This is a genomic window from Actinoplanes utahensis (genome assembly GCF_016862455.1).
GTDB classification, from domain to species: domain Bacteria; phylum Actinomycetota; class Actinomycetes; order Mycobacteriales; family Micromonosporaceae; genus Actinoplanes; species Actinoplanes utahensis.
Map to the genome: position 1 here is coordinate 1 of NZ_BOMZ01000012.1, position 21,802 is coordinate 21,802.

At 72.9% G+C, this 21,802-nt stretch carries 18 protein-coding genes; 14 read left to right on the forward strand and 4 right to left on the reverse strand.

What is annotated here, in order from left to right; all coding sequences use genetic code 11:
* Positions 1-327: 327 nt before the first annotated feature.
* Positions 328-912, forward strand: coding sequence for a peptidase associated/transthyretin-like domain-containing protein (locus Aut01nite_RS02960; RefSeq protein ID WP_043533705.1), 585 nt, complete (start codon positions 328-330; stop codon positions 910-912).
* 124 nt (positions 913-1,036) lie between these two features.
* Here the strand turns inward: Aut01nite_RS02960 and Aut01nite_RS02965 are convergent, their stop codons facing one another.
* Both Aut01nite_RS02965 and Aut01nite_RS02970 read right to left on the reverse strand, forming a co-directional pair.
* Positions 1,037-1,687, reverse strand: coding sequence for a response regulator transcription factor (locus Aut01nite_RS02965; RefSeq protein ID WP_043533704.1), 651 nt, complete (start codon positions 1,685-1,687; stop codon positions 1,037-1,039).
* A complete protein-coding gene (locus Aut01nite_RS02970; protein WP_204037425.1) occupies positions 1,684-2,916 on the reverse strand; it encodes a sensor histidine kinase in 1,233 nt (410 codons plus the stop codon). The genes Aut01nite_RS02965 and Aut01nite_RS02970 overlap by 4 nt, the downstream gene beginning before the upstream one ends.
* A gap of 111 nt (positions 2,917-3,027) precedes the next feature.
* Between Aut01nite_RS02970 and Aut01nite_RS02975 the strand changes: the two genes are divergently transcribed.
* The 3 genes from Aut01nite_RS02975 (at position 3,028) to Aut01nite_RS02985 (ending at position 6,798) form a co-directional block, all read left to right on the forward strand.
* The gene (locus Aut01nite_RS02975) at positions 3,028-3,840 is read left to right on the forward strand and encodes an ABC transporter ATP-binding protein (protein ID WP_052164664.1); all 813 of its coding nucleotides are present in this window, start codon (positions 3,028-3,030) and stop codon (positions 3,838-3,840) included.
* A complete protein-coding gene (locus tag Aut01nite_RS44185) occupies positions 3,837-6,209 on the forward strand; it encodes an FtsX-like permease family protein (RefSeq protein ID WP_268871753.1) in 2,373 nt (790 codons plus the stop codon). The genes Aut01nite_RS02975 and Aut01nite_RS44185 overlap by 4 nt, the downstream gene beginning before the upstream one ends.
* Positions 6,210-6,360: 151 nt before the next feature.
* A complete protein-coding gene (locus tag Aut01nite_RS02985; protein ID WP_043533703.1) occupies positions 6,361-6,798 on the forward strand; it encodes a hypothetical protein in 438 nt (145 codons plus the stop codon).
* 203 nt (positions 6,799-7,001) lie between these two features.
* Here Aut01nite_RS02985 and Aut01nite_RS02990 read toward each other — a convergent pair whose 3' ends face one another.
* A complete protein-coding gene (locus Aut01nite_RS02990; protein ID WP_236643223.1) occupies positions 7,002-8,162 on the reverse strand; it encodes an EAL and HDOD domain-containing protein in 1,161 nt (386 codons plus the stop codon).
* Between the two features lie 225 nt (positions 8,163-8,387).
* On the opposite strand from Aut01nite_RS02990, the gene Aut01nite_RS02995 reads away from it, so the two are divergent.
* The 8 genes from Aut01nite_RS02995 to Aut01nite_RS03030 all read left to right on the forward strand — a co-directional run bounded on the left by Aut01nite_RS02995 (position 8,388) and on the right by Aut01nite_RS03030 (position 18,820).
* The gene (locus tag Aut01nite_RS02995) at positions 8,388-9,935 is read left to right on the forward strand and encodes a long-chain-fatty-acid--CoA ligase (protein WP_043533701.1); all 1,548 of its coding nucleotides are present in this window, start codon (positions 8,388-8,390) and stop codon (positions 9,933-9,935) included.
* 183 nt (positions 9,936-10,118) lie between these two features.
* Positions 10,119-11,345 carry a GlnX family signal transduction membrane protein gene (locus tag Aut01nite_RS03000; protein ID WP_084000208.1) on the forward strand — a complete coding sequence of 409 codons (1,227 nt, stop codon included), beginning with the start codon at positions 10,119-10,121 and terminating at the stop codon, positions 11,343-11,345.
* A complete protein-coding gene (locus Aut01nite_RS03005) occupies positions 11,342-12,274 on the forward strand; it encodes a glutamate ABC transporter substrate-binding protein (protein WP_043533700.1) in 933 nt (310 codons plus the stop codon). Before Aut01nite_RS03000 ends, Aut01nite_RS03005 begins: the two co-directional genes overlap by 4 nt.
* The gene (locus tag Aut01nite_RS03010) at positions 12,271-13,485 is read left to right on the forward strand and encodes a hypothetical protein (protein WP_043533699.1); all 1,215 of its coding nucleotides are present in this window, start codon (positions 12,271-12,273) and stop codon (positions 13,483-13,485) included. The genes Aut01nite_RS03005 and Aut01nite_RS03010 overlap by 4 nt, the downstream gene beginning before the upstream one ends.
* Positions 13,482-15,782: a serine/threonine-protein kinase gene (locus Aut01nite_RS03015; RefSeq protein WP_043533698.1), complete on the forward strand. Its 2,301-nt coding sequence runs from the start codon at positions 13,482-13,484 to the stop codon at positions 15,780-15,782. Before Aut01nite_RS03010 ends, Aut01nite_RS03015 begins: the two co-directional genes overlap by 4 nt.
* On the forward strand, positions 15,779-16,891 hold the full coding sequence (locus tag Aut01nite_RS03020) for a PP2C family protein-serine/threonine phosphatase (protein ID WP_236643222.1): 1,113 nt from the start codon (positions 15,779-15,781) through the stop codon (positions 16,889-16,891). Before Aut01nite_RS03015 ends, Aut01nite_RS03020 begins: the two co-directional genes overlap by 4 nt.
* 10 nt (positions 16,892-16,901) lie before the next feature.
* Complete coding sequence (locus tag Aut01nite_RS03025) at positions 16,902-18,167, forward strand: vWA domain-containing protein (protein ID WP_043533696.1); 1,266 nt, start codon at positions 16,902-16,904, stop codon at positions 18,165-18,167.
* Positions 18,164-18,820, forward strand: coding sequence for a double zinc ribbon and FHA domain-containing protein (locus tag Aut01nite_RS03030; protein ID WP_043533695.1), 657 nt, complete (start codon positions 18,164-18,166; stop codon positions 18,818-18,820). The genes Aut01nite_RS03025 and Aut01nite_RS03030 overlap by 4 nt, the downstream gene beginning before the upstream one ends.
* 35 nt (positions 18,821-18,855) lie before the next feature.
* Here the strand turns inward: Aut01nite_RS03030 and Aut01nite_RS03035 are convergent, their stop codons facing one another.
* Positions 18,856-19,626 carry an inositol monophosphatase family protein gene (locus tag Aut01nite_RS03035; protein WP_236643221.1) on the reverse strand — a complete coding sequence of 257 codons (771 nt, stop codon included), beginning with the start codon at positions 19,624-19,626 and terminating at the stop codon, positions 18,856-18,858.
* 78 nt (positions 19,627-19,704) lie between these two features.
* Between Aut01nite_RS03035 and Aut01nite_RS03040 the strand changes: the two genes are divergently transcribed.
* Both Aut01nite_RS03040 and Aut01nite_RS03045 read left to right on the forward strand, forming a co-directional pair.
* Complete coding sequence (locus Aut01nite_RS03040; protein ID WP_236643220.1) at positions 19,705-21,381, forward strand: AMP-dependent synthetase/ligase; 1,677 nt, start codon at positions 19,705-19,707, stop codon at positions 21,379-21,381.
* A gap of 9 nt (positions 21,382-21,390) precedes the next feature.
* Entirely contained in the window at positions 21,391-21,774 is a 384-nt protein-coding gene (locus Aut01nite_RS03045; RefSeq protein ID WP_043533692.1) for a VOC family protein, read from the forward strand.
* Positions 21,775-21,802 lie beyond the last annotated feature (28 nt).

A 21,802-nucleotide genomic window follows, 5' to 3' on the forward strand; every position in this document is an offset into this window, starting at 1 on the left:
CGCCAGGAAGCGAAGTCAGGCGAGCGCTGCGGGCGGGTGGGTCGCGGCAACGAGCCGACCCGCCCGCAGCACCGCGCCGGGACCGCACTCCGGCCGGGCGGTCCGGCGGGCCACGCCCGGGGCGGCGGGCACGGCCGAGCTCTCACGTCTGCGGATCGGACTCTGCCACGGTGGGCGCCCGGCCCGCACGCAGGCAGTGTGCGCCACCGGTGTTACGGGAAGTCACACTCTTTTTCCACAGCAGACAAATAGGTAAAAAGCGCCCTAGAATGACGTTACTCCTGCGAAGATCAACTCGATTGACGTGATCGACAGCGGGGGTGGGCAGTGCGGAACGACGACAGCGGCAGCACGCCGGTCATCAACAGGCCGGTGCCCCGGCCCGCCCATCGGGGCCCGCAGCCCGCCCCGCTGCTGCTCGCCGAACCCGCCGTCAACAACGATCTTCCTCTCGAACTGGTCCGCCGCGACATCGCCGGCGATCAGCCGGGGGTGCCGCTGATGCTGCGGGTGCGGGTCCTGCACACGGTCTCCGGGTTCCCCGTCCCGGCCGCGGTGGTGGACATCCGGCACCTGCCTCCCACCGGGACGGGCGAGTTGCGCGGTGCGCAGGTCACCGACACCGAGGGGTACGCCGAGTTCCGTACCGTCCACCCCGGCCGCGCACCGGGCGAACCCGTCCGGATCGACACCGCCGTCCACGTCGGTGGCATCCTCGCCGGTGGGCGGGCGCTGACGTACACCGGTCCGCTCATCGTCCCCGAGCAGATCGCCGGGCAGGTGGCGCCCGGGCCCGCCCCCAACGGCGAACCGCACCCCATCAGCGGCGGGGTGCTCAACGTCGTCCCCCGCGACCGTTTCGACGTGACCGCCGGCCTGCTCGCCACCATGACCGTGGCCGTCGGCGACTAGAGGGGTCCCGAGCGGCCCAGCCGGGCCGCAACGTACCGCTGAGACGGCCGAACCGGTGATGCACCCCGCCGAGCGTCACTCCCATGACACGATCCGCAGCGAGCACGCCGGCCGCCACCCCCGTTCAACCGCGCAGGTAGGCCAGGACGGCGCGGACCCGGCGATGGTCGTCGGCGTCCGGTGGAAGGTCGAGTTTGGCGAGCAGGCTGCCGATGTGCTTGGCGACCATCGCCTCGGTCACCACCAGGGTCCGGGCGATAGCCGTGTTCGACCGCCCCTCCGCCATCAGCGCCAGGACCTCACGCTCGCGTGGGGTCAGCCGGCTCAGCGGATCACGCCGCCGGCTGATCATCTGGCGGATCACCTCGGGATCGATCACGGTCCGCCCCGCGGCCACCGCCTCGAGACCGTCGACGAACTCGGTGACCTCCCCGATCCGGTCCTTGAGCAGGTAACCCACGCCGGCCCCACGGCCGGAGTGGATCAGCTCGGCGGCATAGGTCTGCTCCACGTACTGGCTGAGCACGAGCACCGGCAGAGTGTCGTCGGCGGCCCGCATCTCGATCGCCGCCTGCAGACCCTCGTCGCCGAACCCGGGCGGCATCCGCACGTCCGTCACCACGATGTCCGGTCTCTCCCGGGCGACGGCCTCGCGCAGCGCGACGGCGTCACCCACCGCGGCGACCACCTCGTGGCCGAACCGGCGCAGCATCCCGGCCACGCCCTCCCGCACGATCAGCCCGTCCTCGGCGATGACGACACGCAGCCCGCTCATGCCCGCACCGGAATGTCCACGCGCACGACGGTAGGCCCTCCGGCCGGGCTGGACAGCGTGACCGTCCCGTCCAGAACCGCGACCCGGTCGGCGAGCCCGACCAGCCCCGAACCCGCCGCCGGCTCCGCGCCGCCCACCCCGTCGTCACGGACCTCCACCAGCAGCCGATCCCCCCTGACGAACGCGCTGACCCGGGCCCGGGTCGCCGCGCTGTGCTTCGCCACGTTGGTGAGCGCCTCGGACACCACGAAATAGGCGGTCACCTCGACCGCCGCCGGAAGCCGGCCGGGCAGCCGCACATCGATGTCGACGGGCAGCGGTGCGACGGAAGCGGCCTCCCCGACGGCTGCGGCCAGGCCACGGTCGGTGAGAACCTTGGGGTGCACGCCACGGATCAGCTCCCGCAGCTCGGTGAGCGCCTGTTTCGCCAGCTCGTGCGCGGCGCTGAGAGGCTCGTCGGCGGGCGAGCCCGGTGGCACCTCGAGCCGGGCCATGCCGAGTTGCATGCTGAGCGCGACCAGCCGCTGCTGGGCCCCGTCGTGCAGGTCCCGCTCGATGCGCCGCCGCTCCACCTCGAAGGCGTCGACCAGCCGTGCCCGGGACCGGGTCACCTCGATCAGCCGGGCGTCGTCGTCGCGGGGCGCGAGCATCGCCCGGACCATCGCGGCACGGGCGCCGGCCCAGGCCATCACCGGGTACACCAGGATCGGGGCGCAGAACAACCCGAGGAAGGTGGCCGGCAGCGTGCTGGAGAGCGGCTCGTCCCGGATGCTCAGCGGCGCCCCGACCGAGATCGACAGCAGGAAGCCCACTCCTGCCAGCACCAGCAGGTCCAGCCAGCACAGCAGCGCCGCCGCCAGCGCCGCGTAGAACAGCTCCCGCCACGTCGCCTCCTCCCGCAACCGCAGGGTGATCCAGGCCCGCAGACCGGCTCGCGGCGCCGGCTGGTGCGCGTCGGCCAGCTCGTCGAAGTCGACCAGGCGCAACCGGATCCGCTCGACCCGGGCGACCACGATCCCGGACAGCAGGCAGGCCACATAGCCGCCGATGCCGACGACCACCGCGAGCAGCAGGGTGCCCGCCACCAGCAGCGCCAGCACCGCCGCGACGGTCGCGGCGCCCAGCAGCGCGCCGCTCGCCAGATAGGCGAGCGAGCGCCACGGCCAGGACGATCGCATCAGGACGACCGGGCGCAGGGCGAGCGCTTCGAGGGCGGTACGGGCCTGCATGGATGGCCACGGTACCGGCCGGGCGGGTCTCCGTCGGTAGTGCTGGATATACCACCGGGTGTCGATCCCGCACGACTGTGCCGGGGCCGCCGCGACGGTTGGCTGGACGGCATGACGGATCACGACACACCAGCGGCCGAGACGCCAGCGGTCGAGCTGCGCGCGGTTACCAGGAGCTTCGGGACGGGTGAACGCGCCGTGACCGCGCTCGACCGCGTGGACGCCCGGTTCGAGCCGGGCACCTTCACCGCGGTCATGGGCCCGTCCGGCTCCGGCAAGTCCACGCTGCTGCACTGCGCCGCCGGCCTGGACCGGGCCTCCGGCGGCGAAGTGATCATCGACGGCGTGCCGGTCGGAGGTCTGAGCGAGCGGGCGCTGACCCGTCTGCGCCGCGCCCGCGTGGGTTTCGTCTTTCAGGCGTTCAACCTGGTCCCCGCGCTCACCGCGGCACAGAACGTGGCATTGCCGCTGCGCCTGGCCGGGCGCCGCCCGCACCGCGGCGAGGTGGCCGCGGTGCTGGCCGAGGTGGGGCTGGAGGGCCGGGAGCGGCATCGGCCGTCGGAGCTGTCCGGCGGCCAGCAGCAGCGGGTGGCGATCGCGCGGGCGCTGGTGGCACGGCCCGCGGTGCTGTTCGCCGACGAGCCGACCGGCGCCCTGGACGCGACGGCCGGAGCGGGTGTGCTGCGGCTCCTGCGGGAGGCGGTCGACCGGCATCGGCAGACGATCCTGATGGTGACCCACGATCCGCTCGCCGCGGCCACCGCGGACCGTGTGCTGTTCCTGGCCGACGGCCGGGTCGTGGACGAGTTGCCGGGCTCGGCCGGGGCCGAGCGGATCGCGCTGCACACCGCACGCCTGGAGGCCACGAAGACCGTGAGCGCCGCCGTCCGCACCGATGGCTCGGGCGCGGCGGTGACCCGGTGATCGCGGGTGCGGTGGGCACCGGCTGGGCCACGGTCCGGCACCGTTTCCCGAGGTTCGCCGGCACGTTCGTCGCGGTGTTCCTGGGTGTGGCCGTCGTCGCCGGTGCGGCCACCCTGCATCTCAGCTCGCAGCCACAGGCCCCCGCTCGGTACGGTCAGTCCCCGGTGCTGGTGACGCCGCCGGATCCGGGCACCGGTCAGGACAGTGACCGCCGGGCGTGGACCGCGCGGGAGGCCGCCGGGCTCGCCGCCCGGCTCGGGAGCCTGCCGGGGGTCACGGCAGCCGTCGCGGACCCGTGGTTCTACGTGCAGCGGCTCGTGGCGGGGCGGGCGACCGGTGACGCCCAGGCGGCGCTGGTGGACGGGCATTCGTGGTCGTCGGCGGCGCTCGGTGGATACCGTCTCACCGCTGGGCGGCCTCCACGGACCGGTGGCGAGGTCGCGGTCGCCGGGCTGTCCCCGGGCGCCACCACCGACGTGCTCACCTCGGCGGGGCCGGAGAAGTGGCTGGTCACAGGCACCGTCAGCGGGCCCGGCTTCTATGTGGCGGACCATGAGGCGGCACGACGCGCCTCCGGCGTCCACGTGATCGGTCTGACCCTGGCCGCCGGCGCGGGCGAGGTCGGGGACGGCGCCGGCCGGGCCGAGGTTGCGGCGGTCCGTGCCGAGGTCGGCGCGGAGGGGGTGGTCCGGGCCGGCGCCGATCGGGATTCGCTGGAGCCGGACAGTGTCACCCGGATCCGCTGGCTCGGCGCGCAGTTGCTGATCGCGCTGGTCATGCTGGGGGCGTTCGCGACCGTCTTCGTGGTGTCGTCGACGTGTGCGCTGAGCGCGGCACAGCGCCGCCGGGAGCTCGGGCTGCTGCGGGCGATCGGCGCGACCCCGGGTCAGGTGCGCCGGTTGATGTACACCGAGACGGCCCTGATCGCGCTGTTCGCCGGGCTGCTCGGGGCGCCCGCCGGTGCGGCCGCCGCCCCGCTGCTGGCCGAGCCGATGGTCGGCACCGGTCTGGAACCGGCCGGGTTCGCCGTCACCAGCCAGCCCACCGCGCTGGCCGGGGCGATATTGCTCGGCCTCGTCGTGGCGCTGGCCGGAGTGGCCGCGGCCGCTCGCCGGGCCAGCCGGATCCCACCGCTCGACGCGCTCCGCGAGGCCGCCGCCGATCCGCGGGCGATGACCCCGGCCCGCTGGGTGGCCGGGCCGTTCTGCGCCGTCGCCGGGGCCGGTCTGCTGGCCTCCGTTCCCGCGCTGCCCCTGGAACTGCGCTCGACCGCCGGGCTGGGCGCCGCGATGCTGCTGCTCACCGCGGCCGCGCTGCTGTCGCCGGTGCTGATCGTCCCGCTGGTCCGGGTGATCGCCCGGCCCTGGCGGAACACCGCCATCGGCATGCTGGTCCGCGAGAGCACCCTGACCGGGGTGCGGCGCGTCGCGTCGACTGCCGCGCCGGTCCTCGCCACGGTCGGGTTCACGGTGCTGCTCGCCGGCACGGTGGCGACCGCGGAGGCCGCCGTCGGGATCGACGAGTCGGCGAAGTACCCCGCCGGCACGCTGCTGGTCCCGGACGGTACCCCCGGCCTGTCCGCGGCGGCGGTCACCGCCCAGGGCGCCGAGCCCACCCCGTCGACCCGCCTCCTGATCACCCACGGCGGCGCGACGACCGGCGTCCCGGCGAGCGGCTCCGTCACCGGCCCCGCCGGGACCGGTGACGGACCGGCTCCCGGCGGGGAGTTCCTGGTCCTGGACCGGTACACGGCGGCGGAACTCGATGCCCGCGCCGGAGATGTGGTGCGGGTGCGGTTCGCCGACGGCGCGGTGACGTCGCTGCCGGTCCGGGCGGTCGGGGCGGAGGTCCAGGTGCCGGTGGAGATGGTTCGCCGGCACGACCCTGATGCGCTGACCCGCCTGGTCGTCCTGGAGGAGGATGCCGTGGCCGTCCCCGGCGGGCGGTTCCTGCCGGTTCAGGAGTACGTGCGGGAGGAGGTCGACGAGGAGGGACGGCTGGTGGATCTGTTCCTGGTCGCGCTGATCGGGCTCACGGCCGGATACACCGGGATCGCGGTCGGCAACACGCTGCTGATGGCCACCGCGGCGCGGCGGCCGGAGTTCGGGGCGCTGCGGCTGGCCGGGGCGGGCACCGGGCAGGTGCTCCGGATCGTCACCGCGGAGACGTTGCTGGCGGTGCTGACCGGGGCCGTTCTCGGGACCCTGGTCGCGGTGATCTCGCTCGCCGGGATCCGGGCCGCCTTCGCAGCGGAGGTCGGCGCGGAGATCGCCCTGGTCATCCCCTGGACGATCACGGCTGCGGTGACCGCGATCTGTGCGGCGCTGGCCACGGCCGCCGCGATCGTCCCGGTCCTGCGGCGGGGGTGAGCGAAAGTCGTGTGCCCGGTAACGAACCGCGCGGCAGGATATTTCATGATCTTGAGCGGGGTGCCTTCATACCGGTCCCCACCAGGCATTCCTGTGGGTGACCGGGAGGTTCTAGGCTGACCCGAAAGCACCAGAGCAGGGGGCCGCAACGATGCGCCATGACACGCGGCAGGACGCCACACCGCACACCGGGTGGCAGGACGACGGCCGGCCCGATCGGCGCCGGAGACTCCTCTGGACGCTGGTGGGCCTGCAGGCGCTGCTCGTCGTTCCGACGGCGTACCTCTGGCTGGGACCGGCCAGCGCGACGGCCGCCGCCAACCCGGAGCCGGACCTCGGCGCCGGACTCGTCGGGCTGCTGCTGATGATCGCCGGTCTGCCCTGGTCGATGTTCGTCTGCCTGCTCGACAACCACTACGGGCTCTTCGACAGCGGTGCCCGTGACGTGTTCGTGCTCGGTCCCGCCGTGCTGAACCTGGCGATCACCGCGTTCGGGGTCTGGTGGACCGGCCGGCACCCGGTGACTGCCACCGACTGGCAGGTCATCGAAGACGCCGGCGACCTGGAGGACGCCGGGCCGAGGCCCTGATCGGCTTCCTGCCGGGGCGCGGCCGGAACTCGCCCGACGGGAGGCGGCCCGACGGGAGGCGGCCCGACGGGAGGCGGCCCGACGGGAGGCGGCCCGACGGGACGGCCCGGCGAGAGGCCGGCCCGGCGAAGGGCGGGCCGGCGAGAGCAGGCGTGGCGGGGAGGGCGGACGGCGAAAGGCGGCCTGGTGGGAGGGCGTCCGGGTCAGGCGGGGCGGCGGCGGGTGGACGGCGGCTTGAAGCGATGCGCCGCCGTCAGCGTCCGCGTCGACCAGCGCATGGCGTCGAGGGACAGGCCGGCCAGGTCGCCGCTGCCCCACTCGCCGTCCTCGTAGGCGCGGACCGCCCGGAGCACCTCGCCGAGACGGCCGGTGCCGTAGGCGAGGGCGTCGGAGACCTCGACGGTCAGCGGCAGCTGGTCGGTCATCGCGGACGGTGTCAGCGCCATCAGCCCGGCCATGCCGGCGACCAGGCCGGCCACGAAGGCGGCGCCCGGGTCGGCGCCGAAGCGCGGGGCCAGGTTCTCGCACAGGCGCGCCTGCGTGAGGACGGTGAGCAGCTGCTCCTCGGGCGCCTCGGCCACGTCGTCGACCACCATCAGGGTGGCCCAGCGGCGGATCCGGGTGAGGCCGACCAGCATGACGGCCTGGCGGACCGAGGAGATCCGACTGACCACGCCGGCGGCGACCGAGTTGCTGACCCGCAGCACGCGCAGGGCGAGCGCCGGGTCGCTGACGATGATCGCGGTAATCTTGTCGAGGGGCACGTCGGGTGACATGAGCGCGGCGACGAGTTCGAGCCGGCGCATCCGGGACGGGGACAGGCTGGGCGTGCTGAGCACCTGGGGGCGGCTCAGCGCGTACCCCTGCCGCAGTTCCATGCCGAAGTGGTCGGCGATCGCGACCTGGTCGGCCGTCTCGAGGCGTTCGGCGACGAGCTGGATGCCGGGGTGCTCGCGGCAGGCGGCGACGATGTCGCCGAGCCGGCTGAGGTCGCCGTCGAGAAGATCGAGTTTGACGTACGAGGCCAGCCCGAGCAGCCGTTCGTGCCCGGAACCCCAGACGAAGTCGTCGAGGGCGATCTTGTATCCGGCCTCGGCGAGGGCGGTCAGCCCGGCGATCACCTCGTCGTCGACGTCGACCGTCTCCAGCACCTCGAGCACCACCTGTTCGGGGCCGAACGGCAACGGCAGCCGCCCGGTCACGAACTCGCGGGTGAGGTTGATGAAGCAGGGCCGGTTGCCGGCCACTTCAGCGATACCGAACTCGGTGAACGCGTTCACCATGACGGCGCTGGTGGCGTAGGTGTCCTGCCGCCCCGACGCGACGTCGTCCATACGGCCACGGAACAGCAGCTCGTAAGCCACGACGGCGCCTTGAGCGTCGAAGATCGGCTGACGGCCCACATGTACCGCATCCAACACCGGGATTCCCACGACGGAGCCATCGGCAGCGGATGTCCGGACCTAAACAAAGGCGCAGGGAAACAAAGACGAAACGAAGGGTTCCACGGACCCGGGTGCGCATGCTGGGATGGCAAAACAGCGGATGAGACCGCCGTCACAACTCACCGGTAAGAAGGGTTCCACCGCATGCTCAACCTCTCCGTTCTCCTGGAGGACAGCGCTCGCCACTACCCGGAGCGCGCGGCCGTGGTGCTCGGCCCGCAGCGGCTGAGCTACGCGCAGGTGAACGCCGCGGCGAACCAGGTGGCCGGCCTGCTGCGGGAACGTGGCATCCAGCCCGGCGACAAGGTGGCGCTGACCTGCCCGAACCTTCCGTACTTCCCGATCGTGTACTACGGCATCCTCAAGGCCGGCGCGGTGGTCGTACCCCTCAACGTCCTTCTGAAGGGCCGTGAGATCGCCTACCACCTGAAGGACTCGGACGCCAAGGCGTACTTCTGCTTCCAGGGCACCCCGGAGCTGCCGATGGGCGCCGAGGGCTTCGCGGGTTTCCAGGAGGCCGCCGGCACCGAGCACTTCTTCCTGATCACCGCGGACCCGGCGGCCGCTTCGCCGATCGAGGGCGTGGAGACGCTCGGCGCGGCGCTGGCCGGGAAGTCGCCGTTCTTCGCGACGGTGCAGCGGGACGAGACCGACCCCGCCGTGATTCTGTACACCAGCGGCACCACCGGCCAGGCCAAGGGCGCCGAGCTGTCGCACTCGAACCTGGTGCTGAACGCGCTGACCTGCAACCGGCTGTTCGGCACCCAGCCGGCCACCGACACGCACCTGCTGGTCCTGCCGCTGTTCCACTCGTTCGGCTCGACGGTGAACATGAACGCCGGTTTCTCGACCGCGGCGACGCTGGTGCTGCTGCCCCGGTTCGACGCGGCGGCGGCGGTGCAGTTGCTGCAGAGCGAGGACGTGACGTTCTTCGCCGGGGTGCCGACGATGTACTGGGGCCTGCTCAACGCCCTGGGCGAGGGCGTCGACGTGGACCGGATCGCCCGGAACATGCGGGTGGCGGTGTCCGGCGGTTCCAGCCTGCCGGTGGAGATCATCAAGGCGGTCCGGGAGCGGTTCGGCGTCACCATCCTGGAGGGGTACGGCCTGTCCGAGACCTCGCCGGTGGCCACCTTCAGCGACCCGCACAGCGAGCCCCGGCCCGGCTCGATCGGCGTCCCGATCTGGGGTGTCGAGGTGAAGCTGATCGACCAGGCGTGGAACACGATCGACAACGCGGACGAGATCGGCGAGATCGCGATCCGCGGGCACAACATCATGCGCGGCTACTACGGGCGGCCGGAGGCGACGGCCGAGGTGATCCGGGACGGCTGGTTCCGGACCGGTGACCTGGCCCGCCGGGACAAGGACGGCTTCTACTACATCGTCGACCGCGCCAAGGACATGATCATCCGGGGTGGCTTCAACGTCTACCCGCGGGAGATCGAGGAGGTGCTGCTCACCCACGAGGCGGTCTCGCTGGCCGCGGTGATCGGGGTGCCGCACGAGAGCCACGGCGAGGAGATCAAGGCGTTCGTGATCCTCAAGCCGGGCGCCTCGGCCACCGAGGAGGAGCTGGTCGCCTGGGGCAAGGAGCAGATGGCCTCGTACAAGTACCCGCGGATCGTGAAGATCGTCGAGGCGCTGCCCATGACCGCCACCGGCAAGCTGCTCAAACGTGAACTGAGCTGATCGACGGCAAGGACGAGGCGCCCGGCGGTTCCGCCGGGCGCCTCGCGTTCGTAGACTCCCGTCGGCAGCGGTGATCCCTTGCATCCATGACGCACAGTGGACGTGCGATCCCCCAGCGAGAGGGCACCCGGAGTGACAGCAGTTCAGGCGCCGCCGACGGCGGCGCTGCGACGATTCGCCGGCTTGCGACACACCTCGCCCGGCCGTCTCCAGCTGCTGCTCGTCATTCTGCTCGTGCTCACCACCCTGACCGGTCTGGTCGCCGGCCTGGCCGCCCGCTCGGCCACCGTCGGCACCGCCGACCTGCGGGATCGCGCCCAGCCTCTGATGGTCGAGGCGGAGACCGTCTATTCGGCGCTCGCCGACGCCGACTCGACCGCCGCGCAGGCGTTCATCACCGGCGGCCTGGAGCCGCCCGCGCTGACCCGGCATTATGACGAGAAGCTGACGGCCGTCGCGACCGCCTTGACCTCGGCGGCCCGCCGGGTTCCGGCCGATTCCGCGGCGGCCGGGGCGATCCGCGAGATCAACACCGGGCTCGGTGACTACATGGCGCTGGTCGCCACCGCCCGCGCCCTCAACCGCCAGGGCAAACCGGTCGGCGCGGCGTACCTGTCGACCGCCTCCCAGCTGAACCGGAACGCCCTGCAGCCGCAGGCGCAGCTTCTGCTGTCGGCGGCACGGCGCGAGGCGGAGGTCGGTTACAACAACGCGCGCAGCGCGGGGTGGCTGGTGCTGCTGGTGCCGCTGGTGGTCCTGCTGATGGCCGCCCTGGTGTGGACGCAGGTGCATCTGAGCCGCAGCACACGCCGGACGTTCAACGTGCCGCTGCTGGTCGCGTCCGCGCTGACGCTGCTGGTGGCGGTCACCTGCTCGGTGATCTTCGTGCACCAGTGGGTCCGGCTGGCCGACGCGGACCGGGACGGGTCGGGGCCGGTGGAGGCACTGGCCGAGATGCGGATCACGGTGCTGCGGGAGCGGTCCAACGAGGCGCTCACGCTGGCCGCCCGTGCCGGGCACGGCGACCTGGAGGACGAGTTCACCCGGATGGCGGGCGGCCTCGCCTTCGACGCGCGGCGGCTCGACGACGTGCGGGGGCTGATGGCGACCGCGGAGAGCCAGCACGCCGCCTATCTCGCCTTGCATCAGAGGATCCGGGAGCTCGACGACGGCGGTGACTACGAGGGCGCGGTCCGGATGGCCGTCGGCGACGAGACGACCAAGGCGTTCAAGGAAGTGACCACGACGCTCGGCGCCGCCGTGGCGGACCGTGCCGCGGCCTTCGACGCGGATGTCCGATCGGCCGGGCGCGGGCTGGGCGTGCTGACCGTGCTGGGACCGCTGCTGGCGATCGGGATCGGGATGTCCGCGGCGATCGGCCTGCGGGCCCGGTTGGAGGAGTACCGGTGACGCGTACCCGTCTCGCTCTGGCTGCCGTGGCGCTCCTCGCCGGCTTGACCGCCTGCACCGATGCCCAGCCGGTGAAGGAAACGGCGGCGCCGGCCGCTTCTCCGCCGGCGAAGGAGGCCGCGCCGCCGGCGGAGACGTGCGACCCGCGGGCCAGTTTCCGGCCCACCACCGCGCTGCAGATCCCCGCCGGCAGCCACATGAAGACCATCCGGGACCGCGGCCGCCTCATCCTCGGCACCAGCCAGGACACCCTGCTGTTCGCCTCCCGTGACCCGTTCACCGCGAAGATCGAGGGCTTCGACGTGGACATGGGCCGCGAGATCGCCCGGGCCGTCCTCGGTTCCCCGGACAAGCTGGAGATCCGGGTCGTCCCGCGGGCGAAACGGATCGAGGCGGTCCAGAAGGGCACCGTCGACCTGGTCATCAACACCATGACGGCGAACTGCGCCCGCTGGGAGCAGGTCGACTTCTCCACCGTCTACTACGAGGCCGGTCAGAGTCTGCTGGTCGGCAAAGACTCGACGGCGCAGCGGATCGAGGACATGGGTGGCCGGCCGGTCTGCGCCGCCGCCGGCTCGACCTCCCTGGAGAACATCGGCAGGGTGAACCCGCCGCCGGTCGCGGTGGCCCGTGCCGATTTCGGCGAGTGCCTGGTCGCGTTCCAGCTGGGCGAGGTCGAGGCGATCTCCACCGACGACACGATCCTGGCCGGTCTGGCCGCCCAGGACCCGTACGCGAAGGTCGTCGGCGTGCCGTTCACCCAGGAGCCCTACGCTATCGCGATCGACAAGAAGCATCCGGAGTTCACCCGGTTCGTCAACGCGGTCCTGGAGCGGATGCGCGGGGACGGCACCTGGGCGTCCATCCACGACCGCTGGCTGGCCGGTTCCGGCCCGGCCCCGCAGCCACCCGCGGCACGGTACCGATGACGCCCGCCCTGACCGCCGCCGACACCGAACTGGCCCGGCTGGAGAACGCCGTCGCCGCGATCGCCGCCAACCTGGTCGAGCTGGATCAGAACCCGGATCGTCAGGAACTGGGCCGGATCAAGCTGACCGGCCGCACCGCGGCGGCGTGGGACACCGCCGGTGACGCCCTGGCCCGGCTGTGGCAGGGGCACCGCCAGCTCACCGAGGTGATCATGCGGGCCCGGGCGCTGCGCGGCCAGCGCCGGATGAGCGACGCCGACCGGGCCGCCTACCGGCACGAGGTGCTGGGCAGTTCGATCACGCTGTCGACCGCGACGGTGCCGCTGGCGCAGCGCGGGCTGCTCGGCTCCGGGCAGGTGGTGTCCACGTCCACACCGGCCGAGCTGCTGTCGGCGATGGAGTCCGCGTTCACCACGGCGGTCGCGGTGGTGACCCGGGCCGGGGACGTCTGGCGCCGGGCGATGCCGGCCGCCGCCGAGGCCGCGGACGCGTTGCGGCGGGTGCGTGAGCTGACCCGGCAGTCCGGGGCGGGCGGGCTGGCGGTGCAGGCCGACCGGATGCTCGACGAGGCGGACCGGCTGCTCGGCGACCTGACCGGGGCCCTCGCGTCGGATCCGCTCGGCGCGGGCGCCGATCTGTCCGGCCTGGCCCGGGTCCATGATCTGGTGGCGCGGGCGGACGCGGAGCGCACCTCGGCCGCCGAGCTGCGTGCCTCGCTGACGCAGCGCCTGCGCGACGCCCGTGCGCTGCTCGCCGACCTGGACACGGCCGAGCGGGAGGCGGAGGCGTCCCGGGAGGCGGTGGCCGGGCGTTTCCCGGAGCACCGGATTCATGCGGTACGGGTGACCGACCTGCGCCCCGAACTCGCCGGGATCGACGCGCTCGCCGCGGCCGGCCACTGGGCTCTGATCAGCCCGCGCCTGTCCGCGTGGAACCGGCAGGCCCGCGAGCGGCTGGCCGCGCTGCGGTCCGCGCGGGCGCACCACACCGGCCTGCTCGCCGAGCGCAACGAGCTGCGCGGCCGTTTCGACGCCTACCGGGCCAAGGCGCTGGGCCGCGGTCTCGGCGAGGACCCGCGGCTCGGCCCGCTCGCCGAGACCGCCCGTGACGCCCTCTACCAGGCTCCCTGTGATCTGGCGGCGGCCCGTGCCGCCGTCGACGCGTACCAGGACGCGCTCTCCGCCACCATCGCCGCTCGGGAGGCCCGATGACCCGCTGCCAGCGCAACAACTGTTCCGGCACGATCGAGGACGGGTACTGCGACGAGTGCGGGCTGGCGCCCGCCGTCACGGCGCCCGCCCCCACGTCCGCGCCCGTGGCGCCGGTTCCGGTCGCCGCCACCGGCAGGTGTCAGCGGACCGGTTGCGACGGCGCGATCGAGGACGGCTACTGCGACACCTGCGGGCTGGCCGCGGTCAAAGCCGCTGTCCCCGCGCCCCGGCAGGGCACCGCCGCGTCGTCGCGCAGCAGCGCGCTGTCCAGCCGTACCCGGGGAAGCGGCCGCACCTCCGGCAGCTCCCGCACCGGATCGGCCCGCCGCTTCGGCGGTGGCCTGGTGGACATCGAGCCGGTGCGGACCGCGGACCCGGCGACCGCGGTGATGGCCGTGGCCGAGGTGCCGGAGTCGAAACGGTACTGCGCCAAGTGCGGCAAACCGGTCGGCCGGACCCGCGGTGACCGGCCCGCCCGTACCTCCGGCTTCTGCGCCTCCTGCGGCGAGGCGTTCGACTTCACGCCCAAGCTGGCCAAGGGTGACCTGGTCGCCGGGCAATACGAGGTGGTCGGCCCGCTGGCGCACGGCGGCCTCGGCTGGATCTATCTGGCCGTCGACAAGAACGTGTCGGACCGCTGGGTGGTGCTCAAGGGCCTGCTCAACTCCGGCGACGAGGACGCGCTCGCCGCCGCGGTGGCCGAGCGGCGGTTCCTGGCCGAGGTCGAGCACCCGAACATCGTGAAGATCTACAACTTCGTGGAGCACGAGGGCGCCGGCTACATCGTGATGGAGTACGTCGGCGGCAAGTCCCTCAAGGACCTGCTGAAGGAGCGCCGCGCGAACGGCACGTCCGAGCAGCTGCCGGTGGACCGGGCACTCGCCTACGTGCTGGAGATCATGCCGGCCTTCGGTTACCTGCACGACCGTGGCCTGATCTTCTGCGATTTCAAGCCGGACAACGTGATCCAGTCCGGCGACCAGATGCGGCTGATCGACCTCGGCGGTGTGGTGCACATCGACGACGAGGACTCCGCGATCTACGGCACCGTCGGTTACCAGGCGCCGGAGATGGCGACCCTGGGCCCGTCGCCGGCCTCCGACCTCTACACCATCGGCCGGACCCTGGCGGTGCTCACCACCGACTTCCGCGGTTACCAGACCACGTTCGCCGACAGCCTGCCGGACCGCGGCGAGTTCGAGGTGTACCAGAAGCACGAGGCGTTCTACCGGCTGCTGGAGCGGTCCACCCGCACCGACCGCGACGAGCGGTTCGCCGACGCCGCCGAGATGGCCGAGCAGATGCTGGGCGTGCTGCGGCAGGTGCTCGCCGCCGGCGGCACCCCGCACCCGGCGATCTCCCGGTTCTTCACCGCGGAGCTGCGCACCGACCTGCGCGACGACCGGCCCCGCTGGCAGGATCTGCCGACCCCGCTGCTGGATCTCACCGACCCGGCCGCCGGGTTCCTCGCCTCGATCACCGCCGCCGACCCGAAGACGGTGCTCGCCCAGCTGGCGTCCGCTCCGGCCGACTCCGACGAGGTGGGGCTGCGGCGGATGCGGGCGTACATCGACCAGGGTGACGCCGGGGCGGCCGCGACGGCGTACCGGGAGCTGACCCCGGACTGGCGCGCCGACTGGTACGACGGGCTGCTCGCGCTGTCCACCGGCGACCACGCGCGGGCCCGGCAGCGGTTCGACGCGGTGTGGTCGGCGCTGCCCGGTGAGCTGGCCCCGCAGCTGGCCCTCGGGGTCACCGCCGAGCTGGCCGGGGACGCGGCCACCGCCTGCGGCTTCTACGACGTGGTGAGCCGGACCGACCCGGCGTACACCACGGCGGCGGCCGGGCTGGCCCGGTGCCGTCTGGAGACCGGGGACCGGGCCGGGGCGGTGGAGGCGTACAACCGGGTGCCCGGCACCTCGTCGGCGTACCCGAGCTCGCAGGTGGGCGCGATCCGGGCGCTGGTCCGGGCGCACCGTACCGCGGCGGTCGACGTGGACTCGCTGGCCCGTGCCGCGGAGCTGATCGCGCGCTTGGAGCTGGAGGCCGCGCAGCTGGCGGCGCTGCGCTCGGAGCTGCTGGAGCAGGCACTGAAGACCATCGGCGACGGTACGGCCATCGACCGGGACGTGCTGGCCACGGTGATCGGCGGCGCCCCGGCGGAGAAGATGCCGGAACGGGATGTGCGGTTCGCGCTGGAGTCGGCGTACCGGGAGATGGCCCGGGCGGCGCAGGGCGCGGAGAAGATCCGCCTGGTGGACCTGGCGAACGCGGTACGCCCGCGGACGCGGACGTGAGAGAGGCGGCAACCGCACCGATGATCGTGACCGAATGCACGGCCTGTGAGGACGAGCGCGCCGCCGGCGCCACCTTCTGCGAGGTGTGCGGGCGCAAGCTGGCCGGCACCGTGGAGGTCGAGGCGCCGGCGGCGGACGGCAAGCAGGAGTGTGCGCACTGCGGGGCGGCCGGCTCCGTGGGCGAGGACGGGTACTGCCAGGAGTGCGGCATGATGGCCGGACGATCGCGTGATCATCTCGAGGCCGACGGCGGCGTGGCCGGAGCCGCGGTCAGTGACCGGGGCCGCCGTCACCACCGCAACGAGGACGCGATGTGGCTGGCGGTGGGTGTGGACGCCGCCGACGTGGTGGTCTCCGACGGCGTCTCGGCGTCGTACGACCCGGACGCCGCCTCCGACATCGCCGTGCGGACCGCCGGGGAGCTGCTGGCCGGCGCCCGGCATCCGGATCAGCCACCGCCGGCCGGCAACCCGGACGAGACCGCCGATCTGGAGGGCCTGGAGCAGCCGGTCGGCGCGGTCGGCCTGGCCGGGTCGGTCGCGCACGCGATCGCCGGCGCCGCCGCCGCGGTCGCGTCGCTCGCCCACACCGGCGACCCGCGCCGCGCCGCCGCGAACCCGGCCTGCACGATCGTCGCCGCCGCGGTGCGCGGCCCGCACGTCGGGTACGGCTGGGTCGGTGACAGCCGGATCTACTGGCTCGGCCCGGACGGCGTGGCCCAGCAGCTCACCGAGGACGACTCCTGGGCCACCCACGTGATCGCGCTCGGCGTCGACCCGGTGACCGCGATGAACGATCCGAAGGCGCACGCCATCACCGCCTGGCTCGGCGCCGACGCCGGGCCGGTGGCGCCGCGGGTCCGGTCGTTCACCGCCACCGAGCCGGGTCACCTGGTGCTCTGCAGCGACGGCCTGTGGAACTACCTGCCGGACCCCGCCGACTTCACCCGCGTGGTCCGCGACTGCCTGGACGGCGCGACGACGCTGCTGGGGGCGGCCCGGGCCCTGACCGCGTACGCGAACGCGGCCGGTGGCGCCGACAACATCACGGTCGCACTGGTGCCGGTGCGGCCGGTCAACGATCTCGAACCCGAGACCACCGAGGTTTAAGGAGCCCTGCGTGTCCTACACCGCCGAGACGTTCCAGAACGAGTACCTCGCCCTGGGTGCGAGCGAAGTCAACGCGATCGTGACGGTCACGTCGACCGGTGGCGACGGCGGTCGCCGGTCCGGCGGCGCGACCGAGATCATCATCGTGGACGCGTCCGGGTCGATGCAGGCGGAGGGTCGCATCGGCGCGGCCCGCCAGGCGGCCAAGGCGGCCGTGGAGTGCCTCGACGACGGCGTCCACTTCGCGATCATCGCCGGGGTCAGCACCGCCCAGCAGCTCTTCCCGGACCCGGGTCAGCTGGCGGTCGCCTCACCGCAGACCCGGGCGGCGGCGTCGCACGCGATCGACCGGCTGCAGGCCAACGGCGGCACCGCGATGGGCGCCTGGCTGCTGCTGGCGGCCCAGCTTTTCGAGCAGCGGCCGGGCGACATCAAGCACGCCATCCTGCTCACCGACGGCGACAACGGCGAGCGGCACGGCTACCTGGACAGCGTGCTGAACCAGATCAAGGAGAAGTTCATCTGCGACTGCCGCGGCGTCGGGGCGAACTGGAAGGTCTCCGAGCTCCGCAAGATCGCCGACAGCATGCTCGGGACGGTGGACATCGTGGCCCGGCCCACCGAGCTGACCGCCTCGTTCCAGCAGATGATCACCGCGGCGATGGGCAAGACGGCCGCCGACGTGCAGCTCAAGGTGTGGACGCCGGTGAACAGCACGGTCCGGTTCGTCAAGCAGGTCGAGCCGCAGGTCGCCGACCTGACCGGCAAGCGGGTCGAGGACGGGCCGCGGGCCGGCCGTTACCCGCTGGGCTCCTGGGGCCAGGAGAGCCGTGACTACCACATCTGCGTCGACGTGCCGGCCGGCGCGGCCGGTGACGAGATGCTCGCCGCCCGGGTGCACATCATGGAGGGCGACACCGAGCACGCCCGGGGCCTGATCCGGGCGGTGTGGACCGACGACACCGCGCTGTCCACCCGGATCAACCGGCAGGTCGCCCACTACACCGGGCAGGCCGAGCTGGCCGACGCGATCCAGGCCGGCATCGCGGCGCGGGAGGCCGGCGACGAGCGCACCGCGACGATCAAGTTCGGCCGGGCCGCGCAGCTCGCGCACGCCAGCGGCAACAAGGCGACCGAGGATCTGCTGTCCAAGGTGGTGGAGATCGAGGACGCGGTGACCGGCACGGTCCGGCTGCGCCGTAAGGTCGCCGCCGAGGACGAGATGGCCCTGGACACCCGGTCGACGAAGACGGTGCGCGTGGGGCGGGGGCAGTGAGCGGAACCTACCCCTGCCCGAAGGGGCACATCTCCGGCGAGCCGGACTTCTGCGACACGTGCGGGACCCGGATCGAGGGTTCCGCGACGCCCCCGATCCTGGTCGAGGCGCCGCCCGTCGCCGTCCAGGAACCGCCGAAGGAGAAGTGCCCGAACTGCGGTTACCCGCGCAGCGGCCCGTTCCGTTTCTGCGAGGACTGCGGGTTCGACCACAGCACCGGCCGGGTCCCGCAGATGGAGACGCCGCCGCCCGCCGTTCCGGCCGGCGACTGGACCGCGACGATCGCCGCCGATCCGGAGTACTTCGCGCTCAACGACATCGAGGGCGTGACGTTCCCGGCGCAGGCGATCCCGCAGACCGTGACGCTGACCCCGCCGCAGGTGCGGATCGGGCGGCACAGCACGTCCAAGGGCACCATGCCGGAGATCGACCTGGCCGCCGCGCCCTCGGATCCGGGCGTGTCGCACAACCACGCGCTGCTCACCTTCACCGTCGACGGCACGTGGCTGGTCTCCGACGTCGGCTCGTCCAACGGCACCTGGATCAACGACGAGGATCAGCCGCTCGGCGCCGGATCGTCGCGGACACTGAAGGACGGTGACCAGGTGCACGTCGGCGCCTGGACGACGATCACCCTGCACGCCCCGGCATGAGGAAGGGCCGTCCCCGCGCGGACGGCCCTCTCCTCTCACCGAACCCTGAGCTGCTCCAGGGCGATGTCGTTGACCTGCGCGGAACGGCCGAACAGCGACGCGCCGGAGCCCGGCACGGTCCGCCCGTCGACGCCCCGATAGTCGCCGCCGGCCTCGGTGACGATCAGCGACGTGGCCGCGAAGTCCCAGATCTTGCCGCCGGTCTGCAGGGACAGGTCCAGGTCGCCGCGGGCCACCATCAGGGACGGCTGCACCGGCCACTGGCGTTCGTCGGCGGCGGCGATGAACGCCTCGTACGGCTCCCGGCCCCAATGCGGCACCACCCCGAGACGGGCCCGCGCCGGGCCCGTCTCGGCGACCTGGATGCGCCGTTCGTCCTCGATACGCGCGTCGCGGACCTCCGCCTCCCAGGCGCCGCCGCCGCGCACCGCCCACCAGATGCGGCCCTGCGCCGGAACCGCCGCGACCCCGACGGTGATCTCGCCCTGGTCCTCCAGGGCGATCAGCACCAGCCAGCGGTCGTCGCCCTCGACGAACAGGTGGGTGCCGTCGATCGGGTCGATGATCCACCGGCGTCCGTCGGTGCCGAGCGTCTCGCCGTGCTCCTCGCCGAGGATGGCGTCGCCGGGCCGGGCCGCGGTCAGCACCGCCCGGATCCGGTCCTCGACGGCACGGTCGGCGGCGGTCACCACGGTGCCGTCCTGTTTCAGCTCGCGTGGCAGCTCGGCGAGCGCCGCGAAGTGCCGGAGGGCTTCGGCCGCGCCGGCGAGGGCGGCCTCCTGTGCCAATTGAAGGTCGTCTGCCACGTCACCCATCCTGCCCTCGCCGGGCGGCCCGGCCGGGCGGTGACACAGAATATTCACGGGAATATCAGAGGAGACCTTGTGACGCCGTGTACCGCCCCCGCACACGAAGAGCGATTTCTGACCGAGTTGCGGCGCGACAGCCCGTCGTCGTTCGGCGCGATGTTCCTGGCACGCGCCGACCGTACCCCCGATGACGTCGCCTATCGCAAGCCCGGGACCGGCGGTGCGTGGACCGCGCAGACCTGGGCCGAGACCGCGCGGGCGGTCCGCGAGATCGCCGCCGGCCTGCTCGCCGCGGGCCTGCGCCGGGAGGACCGGGTGGCGATCGCGTCCGGCACCCGGGTCGAGTGGATCGAGGCGGATTTCGCGGTGATGTGCGCGGGTGGCGCGACCACCACGGTGTATCCGTCGTCGTCGGCGGAGGAGGTCGCGCACATCCTCACCGACTCGGGCAGCCGGTTCGCGTTCGCCGAGGACGCCGCCCAGCAGGAGAAGGTCGCCCCGCACGTGGAGCGCGTGTTCCGCCTCGACGACCTCGGCGAACTGCGGGCGAGCGGCCGGGACGCGCTGGAGAAGGAACCGGACCTGGTCGATCGCACCACCGCGGCGATCGGGCCGGACGATCTGGCCACGCTGATCTACACGTCCGGCACCACCGGCCTGCCGAAGGGGGTGCGGATCGCCCACGACGCGTGGGTCTATCAGGGCCTGGCCATCCAGGCGATGGGCATCGTGCGCCCCGACGACGTCGGTTACCTGTGGCTGCCGCTGTCGCACGCCTTCGGCAAGGCGCTGCTGTCCTGCCAGCTGTCGGTCGGTTTCGAGTTCGCGGTGGACGGCGACGTGAGCCGGATCGTGGAGCGCCTCGCCGAGGTCCGGCCGACCATCATGCCGGCCGTGCCGAGGATCTTCGAGAAGGTGTACGCCGGGGTCGGCGCCACCATCGGCGGCGGGCTGAAGGGCCGGCTGTTCGCGCTCGCCGTCAAGGCCGGGCACCACAACCCGCTCGCCGACGTGCTGCTGTCGAAGGTGCGGGCCCGGTTCGGTGGCCGGATGCGGTACTTCATCTCCGGCGCCAGCGCTCTCGACCCCGGCATCGCGTCCTGGTTCGGCGCGGTCGGGCTGCCGATCGCCGAGGGGTACGGGCTGACCGAGTCCTGCGCCACCACGATCTTCAACCGGCCGGACGATCCGGAGTACGGCACCGTCGGCCGCCCGCTGCCCGGCACCGAGGTGCGGATCGCCGAGGACGGCGAGGTGCTGCTGCGCGGCCCGGGGATCATGCGGGGTTACCACGGCCTGAGCTCGGACGAGGTGCTGGCCGGCGGCTGGCTGCACACCGGCGACATCGGCGAGGTCACCGACCGCGGCTCGCTGCGGATCACCGACCGCAAGAAAGACCTGATCAAGACCTCGAACGGCAAGTACGTGGCCCCGCAGGCGATCGAGGCGAGGTTCAAGGCGCTGTGCCCGCTGGCGGCCCAGATCCTGGTGCACGGCGACAAGCGCAAGTACGTCACCGCCCTGATCGACCTGGACGAGGGGGTCGCCCGGACCCCCGAGGTGGAGGCCGAGGTCGCCGCCTGCGTGGACCGGCTGAACGCCGGCCTCAACCCGTGGGAGACCATCAAGAGGTTCGCGATCCTGGACGAACACCTCGACGTGGCGAGCGGGCTTCTGACCCCGTCGCTGAAGCTGCGCCGCCGGGTCGCCGAGGAACGCTACGGGTCGCTGTTGGACGGTCTCTATCGGTAAGGTCTGATCATGCATCGCAGTCGCCTGTTCGGGCTCTTCATCGACACGCCCGCCGCCGACACGCCCGCCGCCGCGAAGTTCTGGGCCGGCGCCTTCGGCACCACCGCGCAGCCGGTTCCCGGTGAGGAGGAGTTCATCGCCCTCCACGACGCCTTCCCCGGCCTCGCGGTGGACGTGCAGGCGGTCGACGACGCCCCGCGCTATCACCTGGACATCGAGAGCGACGACGTGGCGGCGGAGGCGGCCCGGCTGCTCTCGCTCGGCGCGACGCTGGTGGCCGACCACGGCGGTCACCAGACACTGCGGGCGCCCGGCGGCCACCTGCTCTGCGTCGTCCCGATCCAGAGCGACCCGCGCCTCTTCGACGCCGAGGCCCGCTCCTGGCCCGCTTGAACTCCGCCCGGTGAGCCCTCTAAGATCA

Excerpts from the sequence above, each read along its gene's own strand:
- Aut01nite_RS03010 (WP_043533699.1), top strand. The coding sequence starts at position 12,271 with ATGACGCCCGCCCTGACCGCCGCCGACACCGAACTGGCCCGGCTGGAG.
- Aut01nite_RS03015 (WP_043533698.1), top strand. The coding sequence starts at position 13,482 with ATGACCCGCTGCCAGCGCAACAACTGTTCCGGCACGATCGAGGACGGG.
- Aut01nite_RS02970 (WP_204037425.1), bottom strand. The coding sequence starts at position 2,916 with ATGCAGGCCCGTACCGCCCTCGAAGCGCTCGCCCTGCGCCCGGTCGTC.
- Aut01nite_RS02975 (WP_052164664.1), top strand. The coding sequence starts at position 3,028 with ATGACGGATCACGACACACCAGCGGCCGAGACGCCAGCGGTCGAGCTG.
- Aut01nite_RS02985 (WP_043533703.1), top strand. The coding sequence starts at position 6,361 with ATGCGCCATGACACGCGGCAGGACGCCACACCGCACACCGGGTGGCAG.
- Aut01nite_RS02995 (WP_043533701.1), top strand. The coding sequence starts at position 8,388 with ATGCTCAACCTCTCCGTTCTCCTGGAGGACAGCGCTCGCCACTACCCG.
- Aut01nite_RS03045 (WP_043533692.1), top strand. The coding sequence starts at position 21,391 with ATGCATCGCAGTCGCCTGTTCGGGCTCTTCATCGACACGCCCGCCGCC.
- Aut01nite_RS02965 (WP_043533704.1), bottom strand. The coding sequence starts at position 1,687 with ATGAGCGGGCTGCGTGTCGTCATCGCCGAGGACGGGCTGATCGTGCGG.